This is a genomic window from Zhongshania sp. (assembly GCF_041623545.1).
GTDB lineage: Bacteria > Pseudomonadota > Gammaproteobacteria > Pseudomonadales > Spongiibacteraceae > Spongiibacter.
The window spans coordinates 1-16,798 of record NZ_JBFJWS010000046.1; the positions used below are offsets into that span (position 1 = coordinate 1).

Consider the following 16,798-nt stretch of genomic DNA (forward strand, 5'->3'; position numbering starts at 1 on the left):
CGGTGGTCAGGCGTTTTTGCGCTAAGCCGTGATGCTACCACTTCACTTTGTACTCCATGCCAACGGCGAGGTTGTTAACGTCGCTGCGGCGATACTCATTCAGGCGATACTCGCTCACAAAGTACAGATTTTCTACTAACCGATAGCCGAGTTGTGCCTCGGCGACAATGGGGTTTTCTGGAATCTCCGGGGCTAACTCTTCATTGAAAGTGTGATCGATAAAGCCTGCTAAATAGAGCCGGTCACTAAGGTAAGGGAAGTTCATCGTAAAGGCGTGTTCGAGCTGCCAGACGCGTTTATCGCTGTCGTCAATTTGTATTGCATGCAAGTTAATAGCGTATTTTAGGTGCATTTTGGCAAAAAATGATTGTAGCGCTGGGCTGTCGTTCATACGCCAGCGTACGCCAAATCGCAGGCGATCATTGTCTTCGCCGCTGCGCATATTGTATTGCACGGTTAAATCTAGCGGCGAAGTATTGCTCATTTGCCAGCGAATATTCTGTTCCGTGTAGTAGCTGGTGGTGTCGTTTAACTCACTGTCGGCCGCTTGGTTGCCGATATTTAGCAGACTAAAATAGGAAAAGCGATTTCCTAGTGCGGCGGCAATATTCAGGGTGAAAACGCTGTCGTTATCGACATCCGCTAGGTAAGGGTAGATGTTAAAGTCTAAGATGCCGGCGCGACTGTTGCGCACATCTGCGGCGAGTGCGTGGGAGCAGGAGAAAGTGAATATACTGCTCATTATTAGTATTTTGTTAATATTGTTTTTCAATAGACTGCTCGCTTCTAATCGGTATCAGAAACATAGCCTATTTGCGCCTGACTTCCAGTGGTAGAGCAAAATTTTTAGTCTAGAGTTGAGTCTGGAGTGGCAATTCGGTGGTGTTTTTTATCTCGGTGACGGCGATGTGGGAGTGCAGTTCGCGGATCATTGGCAATGCCAGCAGACGGTCGCGGACAAAGCTTTCGTAGTTCCGAATGTCCTTAACAATAATTTTCAGCATATAGTCCCATATCCCTGTCATGGTGTAGCACTCAACCACCTCGTCGAAGTTGCGCACTGAGGATTCAAACTCCACCAGGTTTTGCCGACCCGAGGTGGTCAAATTAACCGTGGCAAAGACCACTAAATCCATACCGAGTGCCTGCCGGTCGAGTAGGGCGACTTTTTTCTGAATGAGACCATCCTGCTCGATTCGGTTTATTCGGCGCCAGCAGGGCGATTGGGACATCCCAACAATATCCGCGACTTCGGTGGAAGTTTTACTGGCATCAGATTGCAAAATACTAAGAATTTTGACGTCTTGACGGCTTAAATTAGTGCTCATTGGTGTTCCTGTGGGCTTGATCTGTATTTTGTGGTCTATTTTATGCAGAATTTTTTTCGAAAAGAAACAGCAAAGTCTCATAAGCCTCAGTGCCTAAGCATTTAACACGGTGTGTTCGGCTGTGATTTCGCCACCAACTGGCATTCACGTATTTTCTCTTCGTCATAGTATGTCTGGCGCATGGGCAACAAGCGGATTAGCTACATCTTGCGGCGTTATACCGTTTTGGCCTTAAAACAGAGCTGGTAGTAATCAATTCTTATTTTTAATGGGGTTAGCTGTGTCGCTCAATGTGTTTTGGTATGCACCTAAGTATTTATTTTTTATATGTATTATTTGTTTTTTTGGGGGGGTTCGGGCGGGGTGATTTGCTGCCTTTGTGGCAATTAGTAAATTTTATTTATATTCAAATAATTTTAAAACGTCGGTAATTGCTTTAGTTTAGTTGGCAACATCGGTCGTACCGGGAGCACGCGATCGGTTTATAGCAAAGCCGTAAATTTATAAAAATAAAGTAGTGGCACTGAAGTGGTAATTCAACAACATGCCGCTATGCTTACAGTGCGATAAATCGTTGCTGATCAATCATTTGTAAGGCAGGGCTAAGTGCTAGTCTATTACGCGAATTTCGGTAGTGTTCGCGATTTAAACCTGCCGTTTTAACCTAGCAGCGGATTCGCAGATTAGAATAAGCAGTCTATAAGGACTGTTGCTTTGGTGAAATGGGATGCGGTAAACGCAGTCCGGCAGTGATGTCCGGGTTTTACTGATACCTGATGAACTCGATAAGGGATGCGTCATGGTAATAGCACTAATTATTCTAGGGCTGGTGGTAATCACAGTTCTCTTCCATCTTTACAGCCCTTGGTGGCTAACCCCAATCGCTTCGAATTGGGGCGCTATTGACACAACCATCGAAATTTCTTTCTGGATTACGGGTTTAGTTTTTATTGCAGTTAACTGCTTTTTGGCATGGGTAGTATGGCGCTATAAACATACCGGTAAGCACAAAGCCCACTACGAACCTGAGAGCAAAAAACTTGAACTATGGTTAACTGGTCTCACTACTATCGGGGTTGTTGCCATGCTCACCCCGGGTTTGATTGCCTGGGCCAGGGTGGTGAATGTACCCAGCGATGCCACCAATGTTGAGGCCATCGGCCAGCAGTGGCAGTGGACTTTTCGCTTTCCCGGTGCAGACGGTGAACTGGGGGGCGCTGATGCCCGCTTTGTGACTGAAAACAACCCTTATGGCGTTGACCCAGAAGATCCAAAGGGGCAAGACGATCTCATTGTTAACAGCCATCAATTGCACTTGCCCGTGGGCAAGCCAGTTAAGCTGTTACTGCGTTCAAATGATGTTCTCCATAATTTCGCCGTGCCGCAATTTCGAGTAAAAATGGATTTGGTGCCGGGTACGGTCACCTATCAGTGGTTTGAACCTAGCCGTGTAGGCACCTTTGATATTCTCTGCGAAGAGCTCTGCGGCGTTGCTCACTTCACGATGCGAGCGCAGGTCATTATCGAAGAGGAAAATGAGTATCTACAGTGGCTTAACCGCCAGCCCACCTTTGCGCAAACTCAACGCAGGATCGCGCCTGACTTGGTCGCAGGTAAACAACTTTATTCCACTTGCGCTGCCTGCCACGGCATGAACGGCAGCGGTTTAGAGGCCATGCAAGCACCTAATTTAAGTGGCTTGGAAGCGTGGTATATGGATCGGCAGCTGCGCTATTACCGTGAGGGTATTCGGGGTGCCCATCGAGCAGATAGTAGTGGTCAACAAATGGCGGCTATGGCGAAGTCTGTTCCCAAGGCGGAGGATCTCCATAATCTCCTCGCTTATATCGAAAGTCTGCCAGCCGTTGCGGCGCCACCAAGCTTGGGTGGCGACCCCCAGCGTGGTGCGCAGGTTTACCAGCCGTGTGTGGTTTGCCATGGTGCCAATGGCCAGGGGAATCGGGCATTGCAGGCACCGCAATTGGCCGGCCAGGCCGATTGGTATTTATATAATCAGCTTAAATATTTCAGCATGGGCTGGCGAGGTAAGCACCCCAAGGATCAGTACGGTTCCCAAATGCGCTTAATGACCAGCACTATTCAAAATCCTGAGCGCTTACAAGATTTACTGGCCTATATTGCAACCTTGCCTGTGCCTGGGGTTCATCACGATATGCTTGCTGAGGCAACAATTGCAGAGGGGACGCAACAACCATGACACATATTGCCATTGCTGATCAGACTGCTCATTTACATCATCCTAAGACTTTTATAGGCAAATATATTTGGAGCCAAGACCACAAAGTTATCGCGATTCAGTATTCCGTGACCGCTATTTTTGTCGGCTTAATCGCCTTGCTATTGTCCGTACTGATGCGGTTGCAGTTGGGCTTTCCCGGGGAATTTAATTTTATTAGCCCGGATGCCTACCTCCAGTTCGTTACCATGCACGGCATGATAATGGTTATTTATCTGTTGACGGCACTGTTGCTTGGTGGCTTCGGAAATTACCTGATTCCACTGATGGTTGGCACGCGGGATATGGTATTCCCTTATTTGAATATGCTCAGTTACTGGTTTTATCTGGTGTCGGTCATTGTCTTGGTGAGTAGTTTTTTTGTGGTCGGTGGCCCCACTGGCGCCGGCTGGACTTTATACCCGCCGCAAGCCATTTTAGCGGGAACTCCCGGTGCGGGCAGCGGCATTGTGCTGATGCTGCTTTCGCTGGCGATCTTTATTGTTGCATTCACCATGGGCGGTTTAAATTACGTCACCACGATTTTTCAGGCCCGGACACGGGGCATGACCTTGATGCGTATGCCGTTAACCATCTGGGGTATTCTTACCGCGACTATCCTCGGTTTACTGGCGTTTCCGGCACTGTTAGTCAGCGCCATTATGATGTTGTTCGACGCGTTGCTGGGCACCAGTTTCTTTATGCCCGCCATCGTGTCTTTGGGCGAGCCGCTTAATCATGAAGGTGGTAGTCCGATATTATTCCAGCACTTGTTTTGGTTCTTTGGTCATCCAGAAGTGTATATCGTGGCGTTACCGGCTTTTGGCATGGTTAGTGATGTACTGAGTGTTCACGCCCGTAAAAATATCTTTGGTTATCGCATGATGGTGTGGGCCATTGTCGTTATCGGCGGTCTTAGCTTTATCGTCTGGGCTCATCACATGTATGTTAGTGGTATGAATCCCTATTTTGGTTTCTTTTTTGCGACCACTACCTTAATTATTGCGGTACCCACAGCGATCAAAGTCTATAACTGGGTGCTCACCTTATGGCGGGGTAATATTCATCTCACCGTGCCTATGTTGTTTGCCATTGGCTTTATTTTTACATTTACCCACGGCGGTTTGAGCGGCCTGTTTTTGGGGAATGTGGTGGTGGACTTACCCCTGTCAGATACCTTCTTTGTGGTTGCTCATTTTCATATGGTGATGGGAGTGTCGCCGATCATGGTGCTGTTTGCGGCCCTATATCATTGGTTCCCGCTGGTCAGCGGTAAGCAATTGCATACCGGACTCGGAAAGTTGCACTTCTGGGGTACTTTTCTGGGAACCTATGCGATTTACCTGCCTATGCATTACTTAGGTTTTCTCGGCGTGCCTCGGCGCTACTACGCCTTGGGTGATACCTCGTTTATTCCGGAGTCAGCTCACGTATTAAATGAAGACATTACGATTGCCGCCATTCTTGTCGCGCTGTTTCAGCTGGTTTTTGTGGTTAATGTAATTTGGACCCTGCGCTCAGGCCCCCGTTCGGTTCGCAACCCATGGGGCGTGGCATCACTCGAGTGGCATACCCCAGACGTGCCACCGGCACACGGCAACTGGGGAGATGAATTGCCCACGGTGCATCGCTGGGCCTATGACTACAGTGTACCGGGTGCTAAGCAGGACTTTATTCCTCAGCACGTTGCCGAAGAGGATGTCGAGTACGAAGCCGGTGGTCGCCGGGTAGGGGAGGGCGAATAATGAGTTGGTTCGGGATTTTATCTGAAAAGCCGTGGATTCCAGAGGCGCAAGGGACCACCGCGGAGTGGGGCCGAACGGCCTATACCCCGGCGGTGAAAATATCGCTTCGATTTTTACTGGGCGTTATTAGTGTTTTTTTCCTGCTGTTTTTTGTCACCTTTATTAGTCGATCCCAATACGATGACTTTTTGGCCTTGGCGGGCGAACCGTGGCAGCCCTTTACCAATTCGATGCGCTTGTGGATTAACACTGGAGTATTAGTTCTCGCGAGTGTGGCGATGCAGTGTGCGGTGTATGCGCTGCGCTGTAATCACGGCGTTCGTTTACTTTTGTCTCTGGCTGTTGGTGCGGTGTTGGCTGCATTATTTATTGTTTTACAAATTTCGGTTTGGCAATTTTTGGCGGGCATGGGCTATAGCGTTGCGGGTAACCCAGCCAATAGCTATTTTTATATCTTAACGGGTTTGCATGCTTTGCATTTGCTTGGTGGCTTGTTCGCGCTCGGTCGAGTAGTGAATAACATGCGTTTTGAGGGCAATTTGCAAAACCGTCACGCGGCGATTGAAGCCTGCGCTGTCTACTGGCACTACTTATTGGGACTCTGGTTAGTATTGTTTTTTATGCTGACCCGTACACCGGAAACGTATGCTTTGATTGCCGCAGCCTGCGGCCTGGGATGAGACCATGACGAGTACGCCAGGAGTAAATGCAAAGAACAGCTATTGGCAAAATCTTGTCAATGACTGGGGTGCGGACCGGGAAGTGTTTAAGCTTTCTTGGGGAAAGCTGATGATGTGGATATTCCTCCTCAGCGATACTTTTATCTTCAGTGTTTTTCTCATTGCTTATATGAATGTTCGGATGTCGGCAACGGACTCATGGCCATTGACCAGCGAGGTGTTTGCCCTCCATGTCGGCGGTGCCGATATACCTTTACTGCTCATCGCAATAATGACATTCATCCTTATTACCAGCAGCGGCACAATGGCCATGGCCGTGAACTGCGCTTATCAACGGAATAAAGCCGCGACGTTTAAATTAATGATTGCCACCGCTATTCTCGGTGCCAGCTTTGTGGGAATGCAGGCCTTTGAATGGAGTAAGTTAATTTTAGATGAGGGGGTAAGGCCTTGGGCCAACCCGATGGGGGCCGCTCAGTTTGGTTCTGCCTTCTTTATGATCACCGGCTTCCATGGTGTGCACGTGAGCATTGGGGTGATTTATCTTACTGTAGTCGCGTTCAAGGTGTTGAGGGGGCACTACGATGAGCGAGGTTTTCAAATAGTCGAGATCACCGGCCTGTATTGGCATTTCGTCGATTTGGTGTGGGTCTTTATATTCGCCTTTTTCTACCTCTGGTAAGGAGCTCAGCATGAGTACTCAAGCTGATTCAGCGAGTCATAGCGAGGGGCAGCAGCACCCCATTGGCCTGTATTTTAAAGTGTGGATACTGCTTTTTGTTCTCAGTTCAATGTCTTACGCCGTCGATTATTTTCACTTCGTAGGTTATCTACGGTGGACATTGATACTCGTGTTTATGTTTCTTAAAGCCGGACTGATTATTACCGTGTTTATGCATTTTGCATGGGAATCGAGCACCCTCAAACTCGCCTTAGGATTGCCAGTGATCGCGATAATCGTGTTTATCGGTTTTATGGCGGTAGAGGCGGACTACACCTTTTTGAGCCGCCTCACTTTTATGTCGGGGGGGACATGAGTCTGGGTCGAATTCCGCGCTCATTTATTTCCTATTTGTTCGCTGCGGTGCTGGTAACGAGCGCCGTAATGGCCGCAGTTATTGTACGCACCGCACCCCAGCAAGCCCCAGAAATAGAGGGTGCGGTGCTGGCGACGCCGCTAGCGTTACCAAATTTTGAGCTAAGAGATCATAATGGTAGGCCAGTACACAAAGTTGATTTAAAGGGCCGCTGGCAGTTAATCAGTTATGGCTACACGCAGTGCCCCGATATTTGCCCGACAATGTTGTCGAGTTTGGCGGGCTTTCGCCAATTACTCGATCAAGAAAGTAAATTTGCTGATCTGCAAGTTCTGTTTTACAGCATCGACCCTGAGCGTGACAGTGTTGAAAAATTGGCCAATTATGTACCGTGGTTCGATCGCCGATTTCTTGGTTTGAGAGCGGACGACGCTAAGCAAGCAGCAATCTTTGAGAGGAGCCTGGGGCTGCAGAGCTACACCGCAAATTCAGACGAGCCTGCCGATGGCGCTGCACTGCAAAATGACGGTGCGAGCGGTCCGCAAATCGCTCACGGTTTCCGTCTGTATTTGCTCGATGATCAAGCTCGGCTGCGTGCTTCCCTTGCGCCGATCTCCGCGCGAGACGGCAGTAAATACTATGAAGCAGAGACCCTGCTTCATGACTACCTCGCCCTGCGAACCTGGTTTGCCAAGCAAGGTTAATTGCATTGCCCACGGCGCAGCTTTAGGCATAATGGCGTGGTAGGCGCCATTGGGGTGTTCTGCCTTAATATTGCAGGTTGTCATGCCCGTTCGTTGGGATATTTTTTGCAAGGTTATCGATAATTACGGCGATATTGGCGTGAGCTGGCGCTTGGCGCGACAATTGGCGGCTGAGCACAATGTTGACGTCCGGCTGTGGTTGGACGACCTCGCTGCCTTTTGTCGGATTTGCCCCCAAGGCGACCCCCGCCTTAAGGTTCAATATCACTGCGGTGTGGCTATTCATCACTGGACCGTGAATTGGCTAGCGGTAGACGCCGCCGACGTGGTGATTGAAGCCTTTGCCTGCGACTTGCCCCCTAACTATATCGTGGCGATGACCGAGTCTGCGCAGCCGCCGCTTTGGCTAAATCTAGAATATTTGAGCGCGGAAGGTTGGGTAGAGGGCTGCCATGGCCTGCCGTCTTTGCAGGGCAACGGCCTAGCAAAGTATTTCTTTTTTCCTGGTTTTAGCGCTAAAACCGGCGGCTTGCTGCGGGAGGCGGGATTGGTTCAGCGACGCCAAGTATTTCAAGGAAGCCCCATAGCTAAGGCTGAATTTTTGCGGGGCATTGGTGTTGAGCCCCTGGCGGACTGCCGTTTGATTTCGCTTTTTTCTTATGAGAATACACGTATATCAACGTGGCTTGATGTCTTGGCGGTGGCCCAAGACGTCAGTCATGTGCTGGTGCCCGAGGGCCGGGTCATCCCTGACCTGGCAAATTACCTTGGTGAAGTCGGCCTTCGAACTGGCCGTGTTTATCGGCGTGGTGCCCTACAAATTCAAGTATTGCCGTTTTTGAGTCAGGACGATTACGATCGCCTGTTATGGGCTTGTGATTTCAATATTGTGCGAGGTGAGGATTCATTTGTCCGTGCGCAGTGGGCAGCTCGACCCTTTATTTGGCATATTTACCCTCAAGAAGATGACGCTCATCTGCCTAAACTTGAAGCCTTCCTGCAGCGTTATTCTCAGGGCTTGGCAGCAGATTTGAGTGCGGCGATGACAGATTGCTGGCGACGTTGGAATCAGGGCGCAGATTGTGCTGATGGGTGGCAATACTTATTTGGCGCATCGTTAGCGCTGACGGGCCATGCAGCGGTTTGGTGTGCGGCGCAGGAGGCCGTTGAAAATCTTGCAGATTCGCTAGTGCAATTTCACCAAAACTGGTTATGATACGCAGCCGCAATTGATGGCATCCCATTAATCCTTTTTCGGATGCAAGTATGAAAACCGCACAAGAAATGAAGCCCAATAGCGTGATGCTAATCGAGGGCCAGCCCTGGCTAGTTCAAAAAGCCGAATTCACTAAGTCTGGTCGCAATAGCGCCATCGTTAAAATGAAGCTCAAAAACTTGTTGAGCGGTTCTTCTACTGAGACGGTGTTCAAGTCAGAAGACAAGGTTGAGCCGGTTATTCTTGACCGTATTACCGTTAGCTATTCCTACGTTGCAGACGGCGTCTATGTGTTTATGGATGAAGATTACAACCAATATGAGTTGAGCGCAGACGATATAGAAAGCGTGTTGCCTTATATTGTTGACGGTATGACTGATGAGTGCGAAGCGGTCTTCTTTGAAGGTAAGGTGATCTCAGTCGACCTGCCCACCACAATTGTTCGCCAGATTGTCTATACCGAAGGTTCTGCGCGGGGTGACACGTCTGGCAAAGTGATGAAGCCTGCACAATTGAGTAATGGCACGGTGGTTAAAGTGGCTGATTTCTGTGAAATCGACGACTGGATCGAGATCGATACCCGCAACGGCGAGTATAAGTGCCGTGCTAAAGCCCCAGTTTAAATAAGTGGCTTAAGTGCCCAAGTATGGGTGCAGAAGAAAGCCGGCCTACGCGCCGGTTTTTTTTCGTTCAGACTAATGGCCGAATACTGACCAGCCAGTGTGCTGAACCAGCATCTCTAAGGCTTCTGTGCCTAGCTTGCTATTGCCAATGCTGTCCAGGCCGGGGGACCAAACTGCAATAGAGGCTTTGCCCGGTGCTATTGCTAAAATTCCACCACCTACGCCACTTTTTCCCGGTAGGCCAACACGGTAGGCGAATTCGCCTGAGCCGTCGTAGTGTCCGCACATTAGCATAAGGGAGTTGAGGCGGCGTGCACGCTGAGCAGAGACAACACGCACGCCGGTACTTGAATTGACGCCGTCAGACACCAAGAATAAGCCCGCTTGGGCTAATTGCTTGCAGCTCATGCTGATGGAGCAGTGGTGGAAGTAAGTACCTAATACGCAGTCAACAGGGTTTTTAAAACGGCCAAAGGAGGCCATGAAGTGGGCTAGCGAGGCGTTGCGGTCACCGGTTAACTGCTCAGACTGAGCGACTTTCTCGTCGATACCAATACTATTGTCATTCGCAATAAAGCGTACAAACTGGAGGATTTCTGCCAGCGTTTCCTTGGGCTGATGTCCCATCATTATAGCGTCGACAATGGCGATTGCGCCCGCGTTTATAAAGGGGTTGCGGGGCTTTCCGCTCTCATGCTCTAACTGCACAATAGAGTTGAAGGGGTCACCAGAGGGCTCTCTGCCAACCCGAGACCACACTGCGTCACCCAACTTACCTAAGGCAATCGTCAGGGTGAACAACTTGGAGATACTTTGAATTGAGAACAAGGTGTCGGCATCGCCGGCGCTAAATATTTGCCCATTAGGCAGGGCGACGGTAATGCCAAATTGATTGGGATCCACACAGGCGAGCTGGGGAATGTAATTGGCGACTTGGCCGCGCTCGCTGCGGTCCTTCATGGTCGCGTAGATGTCGTTGAGTATATCTTGCATGGGCTTGGGTGTATTTCTTAAGTTTAGTGGAGCGCGGCATCGCCTTTCAAAATGCAGATGTCGACATGGGGCATTATATTCTTTGTGCCTAGCTCGGTGCAGCCTAATTATTCATTGGCTCGCGACATTTAAACACGCATTTTGTAGCTTGATAGTGAACTTTCCATGGGCTTTGCTGGTCGAAGGCCGCAGATAACGCTTACGCTTAGCTTTGAAGAAAAACCTGTGAAACAGCCCACAAAAGTTAATATCCACTATACCTATAGCTTAGATATAACGGCAGAATGCTTGCTAGCTTGTGAATAAGCGTCGGCTTTATCTTCGTTTTTCCGACGAGTTGTCTTATTACTTGGCCAAAGGTAAATTGCAATATGAATTTTAGTCGTCATCTTGAAAATGCAGGTCGTACAAAAATAGCTCAGCCTAGTCGGATTCTGCAATCCTGGTACCCTGTTGCCATACTTCTGCTTATTCCATTTGTTCAGCTTATTATTTCCAGCTTAAGTAATTAGAAAGCACGATATATTTGGCGAATGCCCATTTTTATGGGCATTCGCCGGTTATTGACGTGAAAATGGTGATATTCTCGCCCGCAGAACCATGCCTCGCTTATTTCGGTGTATATTTGCCTCGCCGAGGCCAGACCTCGCTTTTAAACGATTGAAATACTTTACTGCGCGCCGCTGAGCGAAACCAAGGATTACCGATGAAAATTTGTGGTGTTGAGTTGACCGGCAATGACGCCGTTGTATGTTTGCTGAATTACGACAAACAGCAGTTTAATTTACCCGAGTGCCGGGTACGCAAACTGAGCTTACCCAAGGACCACACCCGCCATGATCTGCAGCAGTTCCAACAGGCCTTTGCGCAGCTGATGGGTGACTATAAAGTGGATTCTGTGGCGATTCGAGGGCGGATGCCCAAGGGTAAGTTTGCCGGCGGCGCTATTAGCTTTAAATTAGAAGCGACGCTTCAGCTTATTGCTAATCTTGAGGTGCGAGTATTGACGCCAACTGAGATTAAGGCGGCTTTGGCTGAGAACCCCCTGACGATTCCATTTGCAGACACCGGATTAAAGGCATTTCAGGAAGCGGCTTTTACTGTGGCCTACGCGGCGCACATGTAAGGCTTTAATTCCACGAAAAGATTCCCTATCTAAACCTCGGTCTGTAAAATCAGGCTCTTTGTTAATAAAGCGGAGCAGCGCAATGGGCAGAGCCTACCAAAACCGCAAAGATTCTATGGCTAAGACCTCAGATGCCAAGGCCAAGGTCTACAGCAAATACGGGCGTGAGATTTATGTGTGTGCCAAGGCCGGCGGGGTCGACCCGACGGGTAATTTGGCACTGCGGGGCATGATTGAGCGAGCTAAAAAAGACCAAGTTCCCACACATGTCATTGAAAAAGCCATCGATAAGGCCAAAGGTGGTGGCGGCGAAGATTTTGCGCTGTCGCGCTACGAAGGCTACGGGCCGGGTAATTGTATGGTGATTATCGACTGTTTGACCGATAACGCGAACCGCACTTTTGGTGATGTGCGCCTGTGTTTTACCAAGACAAAAAGCAAAATTGGCACCCAGGGCAGCGTCAGCCATATGTTCGATCACTCGGCAATCTTTGTGTTTTCCGGCGATGATGAAGAGGGTGTTTTAGAGGCGCTGATGGAAGCCGATGTAGACGTAACGGATATCGAGAATGAAGATGGTAAAATCTCGGTATTTGCGCCGAATACTGACTATTTTAAAGCCAAGCAAGCGCTGATTGAATTTGGTGTGAGTGATTTTGACGTGGACGAAATTCAGTTTCTGCCCCAGAACACCACCACCATTGAAGGCGACGATGTGCCAATGTTTGAGAAGTTTATGGACATGCTTAATGATCTGGATGATGTCCAAAACGTTTACCACAACGTTGAGTCGTAGTTTCAGCGGTTTACCCGCTTAGACGAGTTGCCCCGGGGCCAATAATTGGTTGCCGGGGCTTTTTATTTAAGCGGCCTGTTTTTAATTTTCTCGTTGAGCAATTGCTCTGCGTCGGATAACAGGATGTCAGTTGTTAAATGCTTAAACGGGTCTACTTCGAAGTGAATGGCGGTAAAGGCCGCGGTGGCCTCGCCATTGTCGTGGGCAAATTGACTGGTGTGTTTTAGCCTATCCATAAAGTCGGCGGCCTGATCTAGCCGGGCATCGTGAAGTAAGATCGCAAAGCGCCGCTCACTTAGGCGCGCGAAAAGATCGGCATCGCGTAGTGTCGTTACTAGGTTCTGGCTAAATACGCGGATGACGTTGTCGATATTGTGACTAGAGTCGCTATCAAAGCTAGAAGCTTGCATATCTAAGAAAATTGCCGTTATTGGTGTTTTTTGGCGGTTGGCGATATTAAGCTGCTGCTGTGCCAGCAAGATAAAGCCGTCGCGGTTGCTGATGCCCGTTAAGGAATCTTGGGTTGCGTGGTGGATGGTATATAGCTCTCGCTCGACAATAGCACCAAAATTTTTGAGCGTATGCTGCTCCTCCGCGCTGAGTTGGCGAGGTCGTTGATCGATAATGCACAGTGTTCCGAGTTTACTGCCGTCTAACGCTTTAAGTGGACAGCCTGCGTAAAAACGTATTTTAGGGTCGTTTTCAACTAGGGGATTGTCGGCAAAGCGTTCGTCTTGGCTGGCGTCGGGAATAATAAAGAGGTCGTCGCCGTTTATTGCGTGGCCGCAGAAAGAGATATCTCTGGGGGTTTCGCTCGCGTCCAAGCCTATGCAGGATTTAAACCACTGACGATTTTCGTCCACTAGGCTAATGACCGCTACCGGGACATTGAGAATTTGCTTAGTCATTTGGGTCAGACGATCGAAGCGATCTTCTGGGGGCGTATCCAAAATGTTTAGGGCGCTGAGGGCTGCCAGCCGAGATTTTTCATTTTTGGGGAGGTCTGGCGATTTCACTGAGTATCCTTAAACGGAATAATGACTGAATTTAGAGTAAGTTAAGCAGATATTATAAGGTTTCGCCTGCTCTCGTCCCTCGATGGAATCGCAATTCTTATTAAAATCACCGCACAATTACTTAAATACTATGCAAAGTGGCTTTAACGCATTTGAGTATGTTGTAGTCGTATTCGCCGTCTAATAGTTCATAAACCGGTTTTATTTTGCCGTCTTCGCTGTGCTCAAACGCAAATTGAATTTCTTTTAATTCAGTTTCACCTAATGTGACAACTTCGCCAATATTGAGTTCACCGCTGGCAATGCCTTGGCAAAGATGCCCATAAATGGTGGTGAGGGCAAGACTGCGCTCAGTGGCAATGGTGTCTGGGGTTTTGCCTTGTTTTAGTAAGGCGATACTGGTGGTGGCGGTGTCGTTAATATCCTCGGTAGTTTGCGAATTAAGATTCGCAAGAATAACCTCAAGAAAGCCGGCGCCGTATTTGGCGAGTTTGCTCTCGCCAACGCCGGATACGCGGCTTAATTGGTCGAGGGTTTGCGGCTGGCGCTCAGCCATTTCGGCTAGGGTGGCGTCGTGAAAAATCATATAAGCCGGAATTTCTTGCTCGGCGGCTAGCGCTTTGCGGTGCTCCCGTAAGGCTTCCCATAACACCGCATTGCCGGTACCGGTATAGGCCTTCGATTTACGGCGCTCACTTTTGCTGGCTTTAACCATCTTACGCAGAGTTAGTTGGCTTTCGCCTTTGAGTATTGGCCTAGCGGTGTCAGTTAGCTGCACACTGCCGTGGCCCTCTACGTCGACCCGCAGCAGCCCCCGGGCAATGATCTGTCGGTACAGAGTGCGCCACTCGGTGCTATTGAGCTCGCTGCCAATGCCATAGGTAGAGATTTTGTCATGACCAAACTGACTGATACGCTCGTTTTCTTTACCGAGCAATACATCGACTAAATAGCTCACGCCAAAGCGTTGGCCGGTGCGGTAAACGCAAGACAAGGCCTTTTGTGCCGCCACGGTTGCGTCCCAGGTTTCTGGTGGGTTTAAGCAGTTGTCGCAGTTGCCACAGGCGTGGTCGTATTCGTCATCAAAATAGCGCAGAAGCGCTTGGCGGCGGCAGGTGGTGAGTTCACATAGTCCGAGCATGGCGTCGAGTTTGTGTTGCTCTAGGCGTTTACGGCTTTCTTCGGCGCCGGAGTTGCCCTGCATTTGGCGCAGAGTAATCACGTCTTGCAGACCGTAGGCCATCCACGCATCGGCGGGCTGGCCGTCACGGCCCGCGCGGCCGGTTTCCTGATAATAAGCCTCTATGCTCTTGGGCAGGTTGAGGTGGGCAACAAAGCGGACGTCAGGCTTGTCTATACCCATGCCGAAGGCGATGGTGGCAACAATAATCACGCCGTCTTCACGGAGAAAGCGCTCTTGATGTTGCTGGCGCTGTTCATTGCTCATGCCGGCGTGGTAAGGCAGCGCCGTCATGCCTTTGCCGCTTAACCACAAGGCTATTTCGTCGACTTTTTTACGCGACAGGCAATAGACGATTCCCGCTTCGCCCTCATGTTCATTGAGTATGAAACGCAGTAAATTCTCCCGCGCAGTGCCCTGATTCTCGGTAATGCGGTAACGAATATTGGGCCGGTCGAAACCGTCATTGAATACCCTTGCACTGTGGAGTGATAAGCGCTCGATAATCTCGCGCTGAGTAGGGCCGTCGGCCGTGGCCGTCAGCGCGACTCGCGGAATATCGGGAAAGCGTTCGTGGAGGACGGTGAGCTTGATGTATTCGGGGCGAAAGTCGTGGCCCCACTGAGAAACGCAGTGGGCTTCGTCGATAGCGAACAAGGAGAGCGGGGCATTATCGAGCAGTTGCAGCATACGCGGCATCATTAGTCGTTCTGGGGCGATATAAAGCAGCTCTAATTCACCATTCATTAGCTGGTTTTCGACGTCATTGACCTCCATGCCGTTGAGACTGGAGTTCAAAAAAGCGGCTTTAATACCGTTTTGCCGCAATGCCATGACTTGGTCTTGCATCAGGGCGATTAAGGGCGAAATAATGATGGCCGTGCCTTCGCGCACCAGCGCCGGTACCTGAAAGCACAGCGATTTACCGCCGCCCGTGGGCATAAGCACTAGGGCATCGCCGCCCTGAATCACGTGGTCGACAATGTCGGCCTGCTGATTGCGGAAAGCTTCGTAGCCATAGACACTTTGCAGCACCTCGAGGGCGCTGCTTTCACTGGGTGATAGTGCTGGCTGGTTTGTGCTACTTACTTCAGGGTTTAGGATATTCAATTACCACATTAAGTCGTCTGGGATTTGGTAGGCCGCGTAAGGGTCGTCTTCTTCGACCGCTGCTGCAGTGCTGGCAGTTTGGGTGTTGTGGACTAAAATCACTGACGGGTCGCGCTGGGCGATTTTATCGGCGATCGCCGCAGGTACCAATTCGTAACCTTCTTTTAGCTTAACTAGGGCAATAATGCCTTTTACCAATTGGGTCTGGAGTAGGCTGTCGACAAACACCTTCTTAATCTTTTTACCGTCGGTGAATTGATAGGCAATATCACCTTGCTTGCGGTCGATGCGATTCAGGGTAATTAACTGAATGATTTGCGCGTGAATCGCCTTTTTGTCGGCTTCGGCTTGGCGCGCGCGATTGAGCTGGCGGTCGCGCTCGGCCTTTTCGGCCAATGCCTGTTTCGCGGCTTCTTTGCTTTCGTTTACCACCACGGTGCCCTTGGGCAGCTTGGCTTGCTTGCGCTTTTCCTGCTTGAGTTTCTTGGCCTTTTTTTCGTCGACCATACCCGCTTTGAGTAGCTGTTCTTGTAAGGATGCCATGCCAGGTCTCTTGCGTGTTGAGTATGTTTCTATTCTAAGGGATTATTGCGGTTAGAGCTTGGAAAAACTTCTCAAAAATCCTCGCCTCGTACTCGACGACACTGCTAAAACGCGTATGAATACAGTCGCAGCCAAGTCGGAATCAGCCTCGTGGGCGAGAGGGTGAAATTGGCGCCGACAGGCCAAAAACAGAGAGTAAGTTAATGATAAAAGTGAGTGTGATGTACCCCAATAAGCCCGGTGCAAGATTTGACCATGCCTATTACCGCGATCAGCATTTTCCGATGGTAAAGGCTTTGATGGGGGATTTTTGTCTGTCCTATTCCATTGATCGGGGCTTGGTCGGCGAGGATGCTGGCATCCCGCCGCTTTATATTGCCATGGGGCATTTGTACTGTGCGTCTATTGACGAGTTTCAGGCGGGCTTCGCGCCCCATGCGGCTAAAATCATGGCGGACCTCCCCA

At 49.7% G+C, this 16,798-nt stretch carries 17 protein-coding genes; 11 read left to right on the forward strand and 6 right to left on the reverse strand.

Translation table 11 applies throughout. From position 1 onward, the window contains the following. Positions 1-34: 34 nt before the first annotated feature. Entirely contained in the window at positions 35-742 is a 708-nt protein-coding gene (locus ABYT30_RS07215; protein WP_373079710.1) for a hypothetical protein, read from the reverse strand. Between the two features lie 109 nt (positions 743-851). Further along, complete coding sequence (locus tag ABYT30_RS07220; protein ID WP_373079712.1) at positions 852-1,328, reverse strand: Lrp/AsnC family transcriptional regulator; 477 nt, start codon at positions 1,326-1,328, stop codon at positions 852-854. Between the two features lie 799 nt (positions 1,329-2,127). On the opposite strand from ABYT30_RS07220, the gene ABYT30_RS07225 reads away from it, so the two are divergent. From ABYT30_RS07225 to efp, 8 genes are all read left to right on the forward strand, one after another. Then, positions 2,128-3,546: a c-type cytochrome gene (locus ABYT30_RS07225; protein ID WP_373079714.1), complete on the forward strand. Its 1,419-nt coding sequence runs from the start codon at positions 2,128-2,130 to the stop codon at positions 3,544-3,546. Further along, positions 3,543-5,309: a cbb3-type cytochrome c oxidase subunit I gene (locus tag ABYT30_RS07230; protein ID WP_373079715.1), complete on the forward strand. Its 1,767-nt coding sequence runs from the start codon at positions 3,543-3,545 to the stop codon at positions 5,307-5,309. Before ABYT30_RS07225 ends, ABYT30_RS07230 begins: the two co-directional genes overlap by 4 nt. Further along, complete coding sequence (locus ABYT30_RS07235) at positions 5,309-5,989, forward strand: cytochrome c oxidase subunit 3 (RefSeq protein WP_373095778.1); 681 nt, start codon at positions 5,309-5,311, stop codon at positions 5,987-5,989. The genes ABYT30_RS07230 and ABYT30_RS07235 overlap by 1 nt, the downstream gene beginning before the upstream one ends. A gap of 4 nt (positions 5,990-5,993) precedes the next feature. Next, positions 5,994-6,671 (forward strand): heme-copper oxidase subunit III family protein, encoded by a 678-nt coding sequence (locus tag ABYT30_RS07240; protein WP_373079719.1) that lies wholly within the window; start codon positions 5,994-5,996, stop codon positions 6,669-6,671. 10 nt (positions 6,672-6,681) lie between these two features. After that, entirely contained in the window at positions 6,682-7,026 is a 345-nt protein-coding gene (locus ABYT30_RS07245) for a cytochrome C oxidase subunit IV family protein (RefSeq protein WP_373079721.1), read from the forward strand. Then, positions 7,023-7,730 (forward strand): SCO family protein, encoded by a 708-nt coding sequence (locus ABYT30_RS07250; protein WP_373079723.1) that lies wholly within the window; start codon positions 7,023-7,025, stop codon positions 7,728-7,730. The genes ABYT30_RS07245 and ABYT30_RS07250 overlap by 4 nt, the downstream gene beginning before the upstream one ends. An 82-nt stretch (positions 7,731-7,812) precedes the next feature. Continuing rightward, positions 7,813-8,946, forward strand: coding sequence for an elongation factor P maturation arginine rhamnosyltransferase EarP (gene earP / locus ABYT30_RS07255; RefSeq protein ID WP_373079725.1), 1,134 nt, complete (start codon positions 7,813-7,815; stop codon positions 8,944-8,946). A 50-nt stretch (positions 8,947-8,996) separates the two neighbouring features. After that, the gene (gene efp / locus ABYT30_RS07260) at positions 8,997-9,569 is read left to right on the forward strand and encodes an elongation factor P (protein ID WP_373079727.1); all 573 of its coding nucleotides are present in this window, start codon (positions 8,997-8,999) and stop codon (positions 9,567-9,569) included. A gap of 72 nt (positions 9,570-9,641) precedes the next feature. Here the strand turns inward: efp and ABYT30_RS07265 are convergent, their stop codons facing one another. Beyond that, positions 9,642-10,562 (reverse strand): glutaminase, encoded by a 921-nt coding sequence (locus ABYT30_RS07265; RefSeq protein WP_373079728.1) that lies wholly within the window; start codon positions 10,560-10,562, stop codon positions 9,642-9,644. 706 nt (positions 10,563-11,268) lie between these two features. On the opposite strand from ABYT30_RS07265, the gene ABYT30_RS07270 reads away from it, so the two are divergent. Both ABYT30_RS07270 and ABYT30_RS07275 read left to right on the forward strand, forming a co-directional pair. Further along, positions 11,269-11,688, forward strand: a complete 420-nt coding sequence (locus ABYT30_RS07270) for a DUF3010 family protein (protein WP_373084118.1) — start codon at positions 11,269-11,271, stop codon at positions 11,686-11,688. An 82-nt stretch (positions 11,689-11,770) separates the two neighbouring features. Further along, positions 11,771-12,484 (forward strand): YebC/PmpR family DNA-binding transcriptional regulator, encoded by a 714-nt coding sequence (locus ABYT30_RS07275; protein ID WP_373084120.1) that lies wholly within the window; start codon positions 11,771-11,773, stop codon positions 12,482-12,484. Between the two features lie 62 nt (positions 12,485-12,546). On the opposite strand, the gene ABYT30_RS07280 is transcribed toward ABYT30_RS07275, so the two are convergent. The 3 genes from ABYT30_RS07280 to ABYT30_RS07290 all read right to left on the reverse strand — a co-directional run bounded on the left by ABYT30_RS07280 (position 12,547) and on the right by ABYT30_RS07290 (position 16,333). Beyond that, positions 12,547-13,500: a GAF domain-containing protein gene (locus tag ABYT30_RS07280; protein WP_373084122.1), complete on the reverse strand. Its 954-nt coding sequence runs from the start codon at positions 13,498-13,500 to the stop codon at positions 12,547-12,549. A 121-nt stretch (positions 13,501-13,621) separates the two neighbouring features. Further along, on the reverse strand, positions 13,622-15,784 hold the full coding sequence (gene recQ, locus ABYT30_RS07285; RefSeq protein WP_373095782.1) for a DNA helicase RecQ: 2,163 nt from the start codon (positions 15,782-15,784) through the stop codon (positions 13,622-13,624). 6 nt (positions 15,785-15,790) lie between these two features. Beyond that, a complete protein-coding gene (locus ABYT30_RS07290) occupies positions 15,791-16,333 on the reverse strand; it encodes a DUF2058 domain-containing protein (RefSeq protein ID WP_373078447.1) in 543 nt (180 codons plus the stop codon). A 203-nt stretch (positions 16,334-16,536) separates the two neighbouring features. Here ABYT30_RS07290 and ABYT30_RS07295 point away from each other — a divergent pair. After that, a partial coding sequence (locus ABYT30_RS07295) for an EthD family reductase (protein WP_373095780.1) occupies positions 16,537-16,798 on the forward strand: 262 nt, incomplete at its 3' end.